The sequence below is a fragment of the Falsiroseomonas sp. E2-1-a20 genome (assembly GCF_051433195.1).
Taxonomy (GTDB): domain Bacteria; phylum Pseudomonadota; class Alphaproteobacteria; order Acetobacterales; family Acetobacteraceae; genus Falsiroseomonas.
The window spans coordinates 1-13720 of sequence record NZ_JBHMFT010000064.1 but is presented as its reverse complement, the minus strand read 5'-3'; the positions used below and the strand labels follow the sequence as shown (position 1 = coordinate 13720).

General features: G+C 66.1%; 11 protein-coding genes and 4 pseudogenes. 7 read left to right on the top strand and 8 right to left on the bottom strand.

From position 1 onward, the window contains the following. The 4 genes and pseudogenes from ACFHPP_RS28645 to ACFHPP_RS28630 all read left to right on the top strand — a co-directional run. Positions 1 to 415 (top strand): annotated as a pseudogene (locus ACFHPP_RS28645) (hypothetical protein); the annotation flags it as partial. 63 nt (positions 416 to 478) lie between these two features. Next, positions 479 to 1108 carry a hypothetical protein gene (locus ACFHPP_RS28640; protein WP_437166644.1) on the top strand — a complete coding sequence of 210 codons (630 nt, stop codon included), beginning with the start codon at positions 479 to 481 and terminating at the stop codon, positions 1106 to 1108. 419 nt (positions 1109 to 1527) lie between these two features. Then, positions 1528 to 1785 carry a thermonuclease family protein gene (locus ACFHPP_RS28635; protein ID WP_437166643.1) on the top strand — a complete coding sequence of 86 codons (258 nt, stop codon included), beginning with the start codon at positions 1528 to 1530 and terminating at the stop codon, positions 1783 to 1785. 316 nt (positions 1786 to 2101) lie between these two features. After that, a pseudogene (locus ACFHPP_RS28630) lies at positions 2102 to 2254 on the top strand (DUF6525 family protein); the annotation flags it as partial. 14 nt (positions 2255 to 2268) lie between these two features. On the opposite strand, the gene ACFHPP_RS28625 reads toward ACFHPP_RS28630, so the two are convergent. The 3 genes from ACFHPP_RS28625 to ACFHPP_RS28615 all read right to left on the bottom strand — a co-directional run bounded on the left by ACFHPP_RS28625 (position 2269) and on the right by ACFHPP_RS28615 (position 5118). Next, positions 2269 to 3615: a hypothetical protein gene (locus tag ACFHPP_RS28625; RefSeq protein WP_437166642.1), complete on the bottom strand. Its 1347-nt coding sequence runs from the start codon at positions 3613 to 3615 to the stop codon at positions 2269 to 2271. A 90-nt stretch (positions 3616 to 3705) separates the two neighbouring features. Beyond that, positions 3706 to 4056: a hypothetical protein gene (locus ACFHPP_RS28620; protein WP_437166641.1), complete on the bottom strand. Its 351-nt coding sequence runs from the start codon at positions 4054 to 4056 to the stop codon at positions 3706 to 3708. Positions 4057 to 4158: 102 nt separating this feature from the next. Continuing rightward, on the bottom strand, positions 4159 to 5118 hold the full coding sequence (locus tag ACFHPP_RS28615; RefSeq protein WP_437166640.1) for a zinc-binding dehydrogenase: 960 nt from the start codon (positions 5116 to 5118) through the stop codon (positions 4159 to 4161). 210 nt (positions 5119 to 5328) lie between these two features. Between ACFHPP_RS28615 and ACFHPP_RS28610 the strand changes: the two are divergent. Beyond that, positions 5329 to 5505: pseudogene (locus ACFHPP_RS28610) on the top strand (transposase); the annotation flags it as partial. A gap of 375 nt (positions 5506 to 5880) precedes the next feature. On the opposite strand, the gene ACFHPP_RS28605 reads toward ACFHPP_RS28610, so the two are convergent. After that, entirely contained in the window at positions 5881 to 6600 is a 720-nt protein-coding gene (locus ACFHPP_RS28605; protein ID WP_437166639.1) for an ion transporter, read from the bottom strand. Positions 6601 to 6991: 391 nt separating this feature from the next. Here ACFHPP_RS28605 and ACFHPP_RS28600 point away from each other — a divergent pair, with 391 nt between their 5' ends. Then, positions 6992 to 8158: a tyrosine-type recombinase/integrase gene (locus tag ACFHPP_RS28600; RefSeq protein WP_437166638.1), complete on the top strand. Its 1167-nt coding sequence runs from the start codon at positions 6992 to 6994 to the stop codon at positions 8156 to 8158. Beyond that, positions 8136 to 8360: a hypothetical protein gene (locus ACFHPP_RS28595; protein WP_437166637.1), complete on the top strand. Its 225-nt coding sequence runs from the start codon at positions 8136 to 8138 to the stop codon at positions 8358 to 8360. Before ACFHPP_RS28600 ends, ACFHPP_RS28595 begins: the two co-directional genes overlap by 23 nt. 18 nt (positions 8361 to 8378) lie before the next feature. Here ACFHPP_RS28595 and ACFHPP_RS28590 read toward each other — a convergent pair whose 3' ends face one another. The 4 genes and pseudogenes from ACFHPP_RS28590 to ACFHPP_RS28575 all read right to left on the bottom strand — a co-directional run bounded on the left by ACFHPP_RS28590 (position 8379) and on the right by ACFHPP_RS28575 (position 13562). Then, complete coding sequence (locus tag ACFHPP_RS28590) at positions 8379 to 9899, bottom strand: glycosyltransferase family 2 protein (RefSeq protein ID WP_437166645.1); 1521 nt, start codon at positions 9897 to 9899, stop codon at positions 8379 to 8381. Between the two features lie 3 nt (positions 9900 to 9902). Continuing rightward, the gene (locus ACFHPP_RS28585; protein ID WP_437166636.1) at positions 9903 to 10340 is read right to left on the bottom strand and encodes a hypothetical protein; all 438 of its coding nucleotides are present in this window, start codon (positions 10338 to 10340) and stop codon (positions 9903 to 9905) included. A 6-nt stretch (positions 10341 to 10346) separates the two neighbouring features. Continuing rightward, on the bottom strand, positions 10347 to 11444 hold the full coding sequence (locus ACFHPP_RS28580; protein ID WP_437166635.1) for an HlyD family efflux transporter periplasmic adaptor subunit: 1098 nt from the start codon (positions 11442 to 11444) through the stop codon (positions 10347 to 10349). 851 nt (positions 11445 to 12295) lie between these two features. Then, positions 12296 to 13562: pseudogene (locus tag ACFHPP_RS28575) on the bottom strand (IS256 family transposase). Positions 13563 to 13720: the final 158 nt, after the last annotated feature.

Below are 13720 nucleotides of genomic sequence, written 5' to 3'. Positions count from 1 at the left end.
GGGGCCGGCCGATGATGGGGGGAGACATGTCCATCATCCTGCCAGGGTTGTTCAACGCTCTGGAACGCGAAGGCAGTTCTGGGGCTGGCTCTCGGACCGTGTCGGCGGGTTGTGGACCGTGTTCATCGGCGGCCTGACGCAGACGGTGGGGATGCTGGGCTTCCTGGCGACGCAGGACGAGGCGGGGCTGTTCTTCGCGGCGGCCGCCTATGGGCTTGGCTTCGGCGGGATCGTGCCGGCCTATGTGCTCGCGGTGCGGGAATTGTTCCCCGCCGTGGAGGCGAGCTGGCGCGTGCGCCACGTCATCCCAAATACATGCCTTAGGATAGCCGCTTTCCGGTCGAATTTTTGGTTTGATCCAGGGGCATACCTCGAGAACTGGAGAGATACGTCATGCTCGTCTCGCCGCCCGTAGCATTCGCCAGGGCGGTGCGGAGGAGATGCGTGATCTAATCTGCGCGAGAATGGGAGCCGCGACATGCACACCTTCTACGAGCCCGACCCGTTCTATTATGATTCGGATTATTATTATGAACCGGAATTCTATTACTTTGAGCCCGATCCAATCTATGTAGATCCGGAGCCAATGTATGTTGAGCCGTATCCCTATTATGAACCGGATCCAATCTACTATTACGAGCCTGCGCCGATCTACTACGAGCCGATTCCATTCATCGAGCCAGTAATAATTGTCGAGCCTGTCGCAATTTTGGTGCCGGCCGTCGCGTATCCACTCGATGCCACGTTGCTGTTCGACGACGATTTTTACCTTTTCACGAATCCGGACGTTGCGGCGGCAGGAATTGATCCGCTTGCCCACTACGCGAACTTCGGATGGATCGAAGGGCGCGACCCAAATGCCTTCTTCGACACGAGCGGCTACCTCTTCGTCTATAGCGACGTGGACGCAGTTGGATTAGACCCGCTGGCCCACTACGCACTTTGGGGATGGCTCGAGGGGCGCGACCCGTCCGCCTTCTTCGACACGGACAGCTACCTCTTCGCCAATCCAGACGTGGACGTAGCTGGTGTCAACCCGCTCGAGCACTACCTCCATTTCGGCGCCGCGGAGGGCCGGCTTGCCTTTGCTGATGGGGTCTTCAACTGACGCGCCAAGCGGGAGCGGGTCAGATTCTTGGCGCAGGTGGCGCTGATCGGGGCGCTGTTGCTGTGGCAGCGTCGAGGAATGCAGCCGTTGCGCGCGGTGGTCTGACACGATGGAGGGACTATCGGCCTCACGGCTTGCCGCGTCGCCGGTTGGGTTCGTCAGCTCCGCGCCACGCTGCGAGCACGGCACTGGCCAACGGCCTTCAGCTACAAGCCATGACCAAACCTGACCGGAGTCGGCGAGGCTGTGCGGCTAAGTTCTGAGGGATGACTGGCTGGGTCCGAATGATTCCGATGTTGCGACAAATTCTTTTGGCCCTCGCCATTACAGCGTCGCTGCCTACTGCATCCCAGGCGCAATGGCGCGAGCCACCGCGGACGATGGAGGCGGGGCCGCAGCGCTACACGGGATGTCGGGCGGTGGACGGTGATACCCTGGCATGCCGACAGGGCCGTGTGCGCCTTCGCGGTGTCGACACGCCGGAGCGGGGCGAAAGCGGCTATCGGGCTGCGCAACGTGAGCTTGATCGTCGCACGCGAGGCGGCACGGTCACCGTGGTGCCGCACCACCGGGACCGCTACGGCCGGGTGGTGGGCGACGTCCATTCGCGCAGCGGCAACGTCGGACGTTCTATGGAGGCGGATGGCTACTCGAAGCGGCGTGGTGCCCGCCGCTGACTGCTGCCTTCGTTTAAGCCGGTCCCGCTCGCGTTGCTGCTGATGGCTCGCGAGGTCGTAGGCGGGCGCTGGTCGGTCGGCGCAGCCCGCAACTTGCCCCGATGGCCTCTTGAGCCGCCTACGACCCCCGCAGGCCCGTTGCCGCGGGATATCAGCGCGAGGTGCCGACCCGGCGCCGCGCGCGCGGGGCCTCGCCGCCGGTTCCGCTCTCAGCATCGACGCCGAGCACCAGGCTTTCGTCATGACAGTTTCCTGTATGCCCGACCTTCAGTAGAAGCCCGCGACGGACAACAGCACCGCCACCAGGCCGTTCAGCAAGCTCAAGGGCGATCCCTACCAGGCTTACGACGATCTACCTGTGGAGGTGCGTCGCGCGCTTCAGGAAGCCCTGGTGGACTGGTGCTCGCTGCGGGCGCGTGAATGGCATCTCCGCCTGCAGCGCGAGCAGCGGATGCGCCCTGCCCAGGCGACGTCGTTCCTGGTTCAGAGGCCGAAGCAGCGCTTCGACCGCCTCTCCGGCTTCAACCAGGAGCCCACGGTCTCGAACAGCTTGGGCCAATCCGCCGCGTCCGCATGCGCAGCGCGCGTCGCATTGGGTCCGGTCTTGTCGGGCGGTAGGCCAGCGAGCAGCTGGGCTGCCAGAGCCATCGGCGAGATTTCGGACGGCTGCAGCAGGCCCATGCCAAGCGCCTCGGTCACCTGCAGCAAGCCAAACGGCGGCGGGGTTCGCTGCGAGAGATTGGTCGCCAGTGCGTCGGCCAGCCGAACCTGGACGAAGCTGATCGGTACCGCGACCGCCTCGGTCGCGTCGGTGATCTGGGCGATGATGCCGTCGGCCTCGCGCTTCGGCATGTCGTCGCGAACCCAGGCATCCGCCACGCCCGCATCCACCTTGATGAGCACGGACGCCAGGGCGAAGCGCCGTCCGGTCTTGAGCAGGGCGAACAGGCTTTGCGACCCCGCCCCGTCGCACAAGGATGCAAGTAGCTTCGTGACTTCGATGCGGGGTGCGGGCACAGGGGCGGCCGCGTTGGCGCGGAGCGCTCGTATTGCGGCGTCCAGATTGGCTTGGCGCGCCGACGGCAACCACGGACGAATGCTGATGAGTCGTTCGACCAGGCGGCTCGGCACGGGGTGGCGGCGCGCCTGCGCGACCAGCGCCTCCAGCACCGCGGAGCCTGGCGCAGGATCGGCATCGAGCAGGAAGCCGAGCGCCGCGTCGCGCACAGCGGGGATCGTTGCGGTGGCAAGTTCCGCAGCCATGGCCGCGCGATGCTCGGACGGAAATGCCGCGCCCGTGGTGGCCAACTCTGCGTGGACGGCGAAGGGGTCCTGACCAAGCGCTTCAGCGAGGGGCGCGAGACTTCCTGCCAATTCGCCGGGCCCCGGCGGCGTTGGGTCGTGAGGCAAGCCCGCCTCCATACCCAGGATGGTTGCCTCTTTCAGCGCGGGCCCAGGGTCGAGCCCAGCCTGCGCAAAAGCCCGCGCGATCAGCATGAGCACGTACGGGGCAAGGCTGTTGGCCGTGACCGCCGTCTCCACCGCCCGGCAGGCATCCGCAAGACCTGCACGTGCCGTGGTGTCTCCGCCATTGCCGGCGATGCGCAAATCGGTGAGCGCCGCTTCCAGCAGGAAGCAGCAGGCTTGGACGATTCGATCTGCCGGCCGCTTCTTGGTGGCTTCAGACACCAAGCAGGCGACGAGATCTGGTGTGGCACCGGCCTGAGCCAGCATCGGACCGGCATCCATGGCTCCTCGACTTAGCGCGCCGCGGGCCATGTCCTGACCGACCATCTTCGCAATCTGCAGGATCGCTCCTCGTGGCGTCACTGTGAGGTCCTCGTCCAGTCAGCTGCATGGGGCGCGGCCGCCACAGGGAGAGGATACTTCACCCTGTCGTCACGCGCATCGCAACCTGTGTCATGCGAAAAGCGCCAGTTGAATGATCCGGGGCAGGCTGGGTCGGGCGGTGTGGTACGACGTTGCTCTGCCCACTCCACCGGAAACGGCTCCATCAGCCCCGGCAGGGTCATCCCCCCGGCTGCCGCGCTCCAGGATCGCCTCCACGATATCCGGCGCCAGCAGCGTCAGGCGGAGCAGCCGCGAGACGTAGGACGAGTTGATCTTCTCGGTCGCCGCCAGCTCATTGATCGTGCCGTAGCGTTTCGTCTCCATCATCTGCCGCCACCGGAACGCCCGGGCCAGTGCCTTCCCTGGCATGGTGTCCGTATCCGAAAGCCGCCAGATAATGGTGCTGCTCGGCGCGAACATGAGCTTCCGCCGGCCGATTCTCGGTCTGAATGTGCGCCGGCCTCGGCAGTGATTCGCCTTCGATCTCGCGCACCACCGTCGCGGACCCGGCAGGCGGATGACTCACGGAATTAGCGCCAGTTTCCCGAAGTGCTGGTTGGCCTTCATTCGTGCCAGCGCTTCGTTCACCTCGTCCAGCTTGTACGTGCGGTCCAGCGGCAGCGTGAGGTTCCCAGCCTCCACTGCCTCCCACAGGTCGGCGCGGGTCCGGCGCACGATCTCCGCGACCTCCTCCGCGCTTCGGGTCCGGAAGGTCACGCCGACATAGGTGATGCGCCGCGCCGCATGGGTGTCGAAGTCGAACTCCGCCACGGTGCCGCCGAGACGGCCGACGTTGACGATGCGTCCGAGAACGGCTGTGACCCGAAGTGTCGGCGAGACAAGCGGGCCGCTGATCATGTCGACCACTGTGTCCACACCGCGCCCACCGGTTGCCTCCAGCACCTGGTCCACCCAGCGCGGGTCCGAGGTGTCGACCGCGTGGGTGGCGCCGAATGCTGCAAGCCGCGCGCGTCGCTCCGCGTTCGTAGAGGTGCCGATGACCGTGGTGGCGCCCAAAAGCTTCGCCACCTGAAGCCCCATCAGCCCGACGCCCGAGGAGGCGCCCTGGATGAGGATGCTGCGACCCGGACCGCAGTGGCCGTGAGTGACGACGGCGTCGTGCATGGTCTGCAGGGCGATGGGCAGAGTCGCTGCAACCTCCCAGGGCATATTGTTGGACGGCACCGGGAACAGCCGCCCCCAGTCTGCGGTGCAGTACTCGGCATAGGAGCCGGAGATCGACGCCATCACGCGCATGCCCGGCGCGATGTGGGACGGCACATCCTGGCCGACCTCCACAACCTCACCCGCACCCTCGATGCCGGGAATGGTGCCGGGGCCGCCCTGGTTGCCGTGCTTGTGGCCTGAAGCCACGCCCAAATCGGCTCGGTTCAGGCCGATTGCTCGCAGCCGGATTAGCACCTGACCTGGGCCGGGGCGCGGGTCCGGCACCTCCCTGACCACCAAGCCACCCTCGGCCACGACTGCTGCGTGCATCTTTCTTCTCCCACGAATGCCTGCCCAGTTCCTGCTGGAGGCAAGCCGTTACCTGAGGACTTAGCCTGCTGCGCGATGGAGAACCAATCACGCCCCCAGGGCCGCTTACGCAGCGTCACGGCAACCTTCTATGGCTATGCCGAGCACATGCTGCGCACCTCCAGCACCTGCCTCGTGGCGCTCGACCGCAATCGCTACTGGGCCAGCTTCCGCCAGGTGCCACGGCGGATCGTGCTCAACCTCGACGACACCTTCGATCCGGTACATGGCGGACAGCAGTTGCGGCTGTTCAACGCCTACCACAACGCATACGGCTTCCAGCCGCTCCTGGCGTTTGACGGCGAGGGCCGGCCCGTCGCCTTCAGCCGCCCCGATCCCGGCTGGAACAGCGGCTGCGCTGCGGCACGATCCGATGCGGCGAGCCACTGGTGGGCAAGAGCGTGGCATAGCTGTCTTGATCTACGCCACGAACGGCGTTGGGCCAACGACAACGGGTATGGCCGGTGCGGCGACCCGGGCAGCCGCCTCGCGTCGAAGGATAACCAGTGCTCCTCGCCCGATCTGCCGGCTCCACGCGAGGCTCAGGCGCATAAGCAGCTTGTGGACAACGAACGCCAGGGGAATGGTGAGGATAAGTCCGAGCGGCCCGAGAGCAATGACGGTGAGGACTGGCCGTCGGCAAATGCAAGGATTTGGTCCTGCAGGCGTTGCCAGACATCCAGCCCCCGAAGCCGGACGGAACCTTGGTCAGGTCCGTTTGTCGCCGCGCGCCTCAGCGTCCCGCCCAACGAAGAAGCTTGCGAAGGCAGCGGTGATGTAGCCGAACACGGCGAAGGCATAGACCGCGAGCAGCAGGCAGAGTACGCGCCCTTCGGCGGTGACGGGCCAATAAGCCGAGCCCATCGTGCTCAGCAGCATCGCCGTCCACCACAGCGCGTCGCCGAAGCTGGTAAAGCCGCCCTCCACCTCGGGCGCCCGCTCAAAGGCGTACATGCCGGCAGCTCCCAGCAGGTTGACCAGAGTGGTGAGCGCCAGGACGTAGCCAAGGCCCCGGCGGTGCATCGTCGCGCGCAGCGCGTTCATGGTCCGGTTCGCCGTACCCACGACCCGCACCAGCCGCAGCCCGCGTGCCGCGCGCGCGGCACGCAGCAGGCGGAACCCTCGCAGCAGCCGGAAGGCCGGCGCGACGAGGGCAATCACCGACAGCCAGTTGGTGCGAAGGAATACCGCCTTGTCTGGCGCAAGCCACAGCCGCAGCGCGAACTCGGCAAGGAAGATCATCCAGATGACGGAGCCAAGAGTCTCCAGCAGACGGCTCACGCCGAGCGCGAGTTCCGCGACGACCAAGGCAAGCCACACCGCGCTCAGCACCAACATCGGCGTCCGGAGCCATTCCTCCAGCTCCACGAGCGTAAAGAGCCGCTCCTCGGCCTCTTCTTTTGAAGGCTGGTTTTCGGAGTCCGTCATTGCGCCTCGTCCCTGATCGTTTGAAGGAAGCAACCGTCTCATCTGACGGCACCTTGTTGCATGGGTCGGTGGTATGGGCCCACTGAGCATGATCTATGTTCCTGTTCATGCGATCCGGACGTGGTTCGGGCAGACTTGATTCGGCCGCTCGCCATGTTGCCCGGCTTCACGACCCATTCTCGTCCGCTCATTCTCGGCAACAACGTCCGCCGAGAGCCGCCGAGGCCCGCCGGCGTTCAATAGAATTGTTTGATAACAATGCGATAGATGCGCTATACTGCCCCTGCCGGTAGGCTGCCGCTCGCTGCCGCTCGCTGCCGCTCGCTGCCGCTCGCTGCCGCTCGCTGCCGCGCCCTTCTCTTCAGCCCTCGCGGCGCCCCAGCAGCAGTTCATGTCCCTCACCGACACCAAGCCTCGCGCGGTGCCATCCGCCGGCGCGCGCGCGCTCGACCCTGGCCAACCCGCCGTCCGACCCAAAGGGCCGCTTTCCGACACCAAGCTCCGCGCGGTGCGACCCACCGGGGAGCGTTTCGACCTGCCCGACCGCGACGGCCTGGTGCTGCGGGTCGGCACGAAGGGCTCCATGACCTGGACGCTGACTTATCGGGTCGCCGGCATCGGCGATGCCGGCACCCTCCGTGCGGCACGCCTCGCCGGCCCCAAGTGCCGCATGACCCTCGGCGCCTACCCCGACATGACCCTCGGCGAGGCCCGTGGGGCGGCCCTGGCGGCCCGGCGGGCTGCGCGGCAGGGCGTCGACCCTGCTGCCGCCCAGCGCGCCCTGGCGGCCCCTGGCGAGGCCCCGGTGACCGTCGCCGACCTAGTCGAGCGCTACGCCGCCGGCCACCTGCGCCGAAACCTCCGCTCGGCGCCCGTTGTGGAGGCCCTGCTGACCCGTCACGTCGTTCCAGCCTGGGGTGACCGCCCTGTGGTCGACCTGACCCGCGGCGACCTCCTGAAGCTGCTCGAAGAGGTGCGAACGCCCCGCGAGGTGGAGGTCACGACGCGGGGGCGGGGCACCTTCACCAGCATGCGGGGCGGCACCGGCGCCGCGACCGAGGTCCGCAAATGGGTGCGGGCGATGTTCCAGTATGCTCTCGAGGCGGAGTTACGGCCCGACAACCCCTTCACCGGGGTTCGGAACTGCGACCGGGCGCAGCCGCGCGACCGCGTGCTGTCCATGCCCGAGCTGACGGCGGTGTGGAATGCGGCGTGCCACATGAGCTACCCTTGGGGGCCGTTCTTCCAGCTGCTGATCCTCACCGGTGACCGGCGGGGCGAATGGGCTGTGGCGCGTTGGGACTGGCTTGACGCTGGCTGGTCGCAGATTGAGATCCCGGCCGAGCACTACAAGACGGGCCGGCCGCACATCGTGCCGCTCAGCGCCGTCGCGCGAAACATCGTCGCCGCGCTGCCGGCGCCGGTCACCGGGTCGCACCTGTTCTCGTCGGATGGCGGGCATACGGCGATTGCCGGGTTCAGCGACGCGAAGAAGGTGATCGACGGCCTGACAGCGCGGTGTTTTCGGCGGGCCGATGCAGCCCTGGGTCGTGCATGACCTGCGGCGATCTATGGCGACCCACATGGAGAGGCTGGGCGTGGCGCCGCACGTGATCGAGGCCTGCCTCGGGCATGTCCTGAAGGGCGTGGCCGGCACCTATCGCCGCTACAACTTCCTGCCGGAGAAGCTGGCCGCGTTGCAGCTTTGGGCGAACGAAGTCGTTGGGGAGAAGCGCGCCAGGCTTCGCGACGCGGCTTAGTGCCCCACTTCACCCCGTCTATCCGAGCGCGCGCCGCGCGAGGCTCCGGATGAGCGCGAAGGGAGGCGTCCGCGTCACGGGTGCGATATAGGCACCCGAGAAAATCTTGCGAATGATGGCTTCCCGCTCAAAAGACGATGGCTCGAAAGCCAGGTTCACCACGCCGGGGCCCGAACGCCGCACCGTCACCGGTATGTCCGGCAGACCTGCCCCTCGGAGCAACAGGAGCCGCTCTGCCAGCGGTGGTGTCGCTGCCATCTCAAGCTGTGCGCCGACGATTGAGATGTCCCGCATCTGCGCGGGCCAGCAGATGCCGGCGGAATCGATCAGTGTCACCTGCTCATCCGCGATGAAGCGTTCCTCCGCCCGGAAGCGCGGCTGCTCGACGCAGATCATACAGGCAATGAATAGCACCAGGCAGTTGTAGAGGCTCCAGAACAGGTTCATCGCCTCGATATCCGGCGGTGTGCCTGGCAGGGGGCCCATCAGCACGCGCCAGCCGAGCCCGCCCAACGTGGCAAGGACCAGCAGGAGATACGGCATGATCAATGGCCACTGGACAACCACCTGGTCGCGGTTCGTGCCCTTGGCGGTAACCTGGAATTTCTGGTTCCTCGAGCCGAAAAGCCCGATCCAACTGGCCTTCAACGCTTCCTTGGCGACAAGCAGGCCGACCGCCTCTGCCATCACCGGCAGGTTGGTGCCGCGGCTGACCCAGCCGAGGAAGACTACGCAGCCAACCCAATAGGGCCCGAGATGGGAGATGATGCTGGGCAGGTCGGTCTGGATGACCGTCAGCCCGAACCACCAGTAGAGCACGGGCACCAGCAGCCCGAGGATCTTCACCAGCGATCCAACGGTCCAGAACAGGACCGTGTCCATGGTGTGGAAGCGCATCAGCCAGGGCGTCGGACCTTTCGAGAAGGGACCCCAGGGCGTGCGCACGATCTGCATCGTGCCGAGGCACCAGCGGCCGCGCTGCGTCAGGTATTCACCCATCCCCTCCGGCGCCAGACCGGCTGAGAGCGGTTCGTTCAGATAGACGGTCCGGAAGCCCTGCCCGCTGAACTTGATGGAGAGCAGCAGGTCCTCCGTCACGCTCTCGGTCGGGAACAGCCCGATCCCCTCCAGCGCCGTGCGGCGCACCAGGGCCGACGTGCCGCAGGAGAAGGCGGTGCCATGTGCATCCTTTGAAGCGAGGATGACATCGAAAAAGAAGCGCTGCTCGTCCGCGACCACGCCGGTTGCGCGAAGGTTCAGCTGGATCGGGTCCGGATTGAAGAAATACTGCGGCGTCTGGACGCAGGCCACGACCGGGTCGTGCATCAAGGCGACGGTTCGGCGCAGGAAGACGGGCGTCGGCACGAAATCCGCGTCCAGCACCGCGAAGAAGCCCGGTCGATCCGGCCGTTGCAGCAGCTTGCGGATGGCGGCGTTCATGTTGCCGGCCTTGCCGTGGCTGTTTTCATCGCGCGTCAGGTAATGGGCGCCCAGCTCCTCGCTCATTTCCTTGAGCCAGGGACGCCGGCCGTCATCCAGGATTCAGACCCGATAGTTTGGGTAGTCCTGTGACAGAGCACCGACCAGCGTGCGCAGAAGTATCTCGCGCTTTTCGTTGTAGGTTGGGATCAGAACGTCGACCAGGGGTGCTCCACCTGGGAATTCCTCGGGGGGGTGGGCCTCCACCTCCGCGCTTCGGTTGGTGGTTCGCGACAGGGCATGCAGCATCAGCATCCCGGCGAGGCAGGAGAACATCTCGACGACCAGGAAGACGATTGCGGCGAAGAAGTTGAAGTCCATCCCCGCCGGGGGCAGCGTTTCCGTAACGCGCCAGACCATGTAGCGCAGCAGCATCGCCGTCACGAATATGGCGCCGAGCAGCCGCGGCCAGCGCCCATCGGGGTTGAGATGGGGCAGGGCTAGCAGCGCGAAGCCAGCCAGGATCAGCGTGGGTGCCGCTGCGGTGGCCAGTTCTCCCATTTTTCGTCAGTCAAAAACCAGCCGGCCGAGCCGGCCCGTGTCGCAGGTCAACTGGCCATCAGGTCGCGGCAAAAGACGCGCCACCACCTGGTAGCGCCCGCCGGTGCCATCAGCGGCTGGCGCCTCGGCATGCAGCGCCGTCACATGCCCCACCCGCCACTCGCTCTCGCCTTCCGCGCGGAAGCGGACCGGGTCGCCAGGGGTGAGGCGACCCAATACGCGCGGCTCGACGCCGCCCGTCACCTCGGGCTGGCCACAATTGGCCAGTAACACGATGTCCTGTCCGGCACGTATTTGCTCGCCGGGCTGTGCAAGCCACCGCACCACGCGCGCCTGTGCGGGTGCCGTCAGCGTGGCTTCCCGCAGCAGGTCCATGCGCGTCTCCTCCGCCTCCTCCTGCACGCGCAGGGCCGCAACGCGGGCAGCAATTTCGTCACGCTGAGCAACAAGATCGGCCAGGAGCAGACGAAGCCTGTCCTCGGTCTGGGCGGAGGTAGAGCGGTCGTTGGTGGGGTCACTGGCGAACACACCGGAAAGCGCCGCGTCGCGCTCTGCCTGTGCGCTGCGGCGCCGGTCTCTGGCGGCGCGTAGCTCGGCCTGCGCCACCGTTGCGCTACGGCGGGCTGTGTCCAAGGCAGCCCGTGCCTGAACGCCGCTTGCGGTGAGCGTCGTGGTTCGGCGCAGTGTCGCGCCCGCCTCCTGCGCGCGGCTTACGGCAGCAGCTTCGTTGGCTTCCATTTCCAGCACGCGAGCTGTCAGCATCGCGCGCCGCGCGACGCTGAAGGCTTCGGCACGCCGGGTGGCTATCGAGACGGCCTGGGCTGTTTCGCCTGCGCGGCGGGTGAGGGTTTCGTGTTCTGCTTCGGCAAGTCGTCGCTGTCGGGTGAGATCGCTGAGGCGCGTGGTATCAACTCGAGGGTTTCGCACCTGCGCCAAGCGGGTACCAGTTGGAAGGATTAGACCAGCCTCTGAATCCGGGTTGATAGCTAGCACGCCCTCGATTGGCGTGCGCAACGTGACCAGAGCTCCTGAGAGTACGGCTTGACGCACTTCCGTGGCCAAAAAGCGGTCCTGCAGGAAGACGCCACCGATGCCGATGAACAACAATCCGAGGACTACACGGAACATTCTGCCGGGCGAAGGTAGGCGCTTCCGTAGGTTCAGTATGCGACGCCTAGCCAACTGGCTTGTACCAATCGGCGCCATGTGAGGGAGTCGCACTTCGTCGGGCAAGAGGTAAACGCCTTGTACTCTACCACCATTTTTATGGCAGAATTATAATTTCATCAACCGAAGATTTAACTGACTGCGATTAAGTTGCTGCCGGGCGGCGTACGCTATGACCAGCACGCGCGGTGAGGAGGTGCTGCAGGTGGGCCTGAGTTCACCGGTGCAGCTATTTGGCCAGCCGTTGACGAGGCAGGTAAGCAGGTCGGAGAAGGAGAGCTGTCCGGCTCAACACCGCTGCGCTTCACGTCCTGAGCAGGAAGGCCGTACGTCAGATGGCTTCGGCTGCTGCCGGTCCGAGGTTGCCTCGACAATTTCCCGGGTCGGCAGCGTGAGGCGTAGCAGGCAGTAGGCGTAAGACGAGTTGATCTTCCAAGCCGCCGCGGGTTCGTGAATTTAGTGCAACGACCACCTTCATCATCCGCCGCCAACGGATGCTTGGGCCAGCGACTTCACCAGCGGAATGTCCGCAGCCGAGGCGCCCAAGTTCGCCATGCCGCCCGGCGTCAGCACCAGCTTTGCCCGCCCCGCGGCTTCCGGTCCGCCAGCGGTACCCGGACTGTAAGCATCTGCACGGCATCTTTGATGCCCGACGACATCGGGCGAGAAGCTTCTCGCAGAATTGGCATCCTGCGCAGCACGCATGCGCGGAATGAAATCCTTCGTCCCGCATATTGGTCCAGATTGTGAACGTTGCGAGCTATGCTGGAATCTGGGTGACGCCGTGATCAGGCGGCGTGTGGTGCTGGCGTGTTGCTGACCTCGACGCCATTCTTGAACGTGACGCCTTGGGATGACTTTGGGCAACTGGTTCTCGCCCTTCAGCTTGTGCCAAGTTTTGGCGGCAGCCGTGACCAGCTTGAACACCATCAGCCGGGCGGTGTCCTGCGACAGCGCGCCCTTGGTCCTCACCGTCCTATGCCGCACGGTGGCGAACACGCTCTCGATCGGGTTCGAGGTGCGCAGGTGGTCCCACTGCTCGGCGGGGAAGTCGTAGAAGGTCAGCAGGGCGTTGCGGTCCTTCAGCAGGCAGGTGGCCGCCTTCTCGTATTTGGCCCCGTACTTCTCGACAAAGGTGGTGATCGCCGCTTCGGCCGTCGCGCGGTCCGGCGCCATCCAGACCTCGCGCAGGTCGGCCTTGGCCGCTGGCTGGACCGACTTCGGCAACTTGTCCAGCACGTTGACCGTCTTATGCACGGTACAGCGCTGATGCCGGGTCGTGGGCCAGACCTGCTCGAGCGCCTTCCAGAAGCCGAGCGCCCCGTCGCCGGTGGCCAGTTCCGGGGCGGTCGCCAGGCCACGTGCCTTGAGGTCGACCAGCAACTCCCGCCAGCTCTGCATGCTCTCGCGCAGGCCGACCTGGAAGCCGACCAGTTCCTTCCTGCCCTCCGGCGTGGCGCCGATCAGCACCAGCATGCATTCGGCCTGCGGCTCCATCCGCGCCTGCAGATAGACCCCGTCCGCCCAGAGGTAGACGTAGCGCCGAGCCGACAGGTCGCGCCGCTGCCAGCGTGCGTGGTCCGCTTCCCATTCGCCCCGCAGCCGCGTGACCACCGACGGCGACAGGTTCGGCGCATCCTTGCCCAGCAGCGCCCCGAGCGCCTCCTGGAAGTCACCCATCGACACCCCGCGCAGGTAAAGTACCGGCAGCAGCGCATCCAGGCTCGGCGTCCGCCGCGCCCAGCGTGGCAGGATGCTCGAGGTGAAGCGGATCCGCTCAGCCGGCTCGCCGGGACTGCGGTCGCGTAGCTTCACCCGCCGCACCACGACCGGGCCGATACCGGTCTGCACCTGGCGCTCGGGGCCATGCCCGTGCCGCACCAGGCGCTCGCGCCCGTCCGGCAGCGGCACACCCTTCATCGCCGCCGGGAACGCCTCGGCTTCCGCCTCGATGGCCTGGGCCAGCAGCCGCCGGGCGCCGCTCCGCAGGATCGCTGTCAGCGCATCGTCGACCTCGTCGGGCCGCCGGAGGGGGATAACTGTGGTATGGCTCATCTTGGCGTATCGCTCCTTCGGGAGGTTCTGGCAGGCTCGTCACCCGCCTCGATACGCCGCCTTTCTCAAACCGCCGTCACCCAATTTCGGCCATAGCTCTACGCAGCGCCGCTGCATCCCGACCTGCGGCCATTCAGCCTGAGTGCAACGGGTCAACC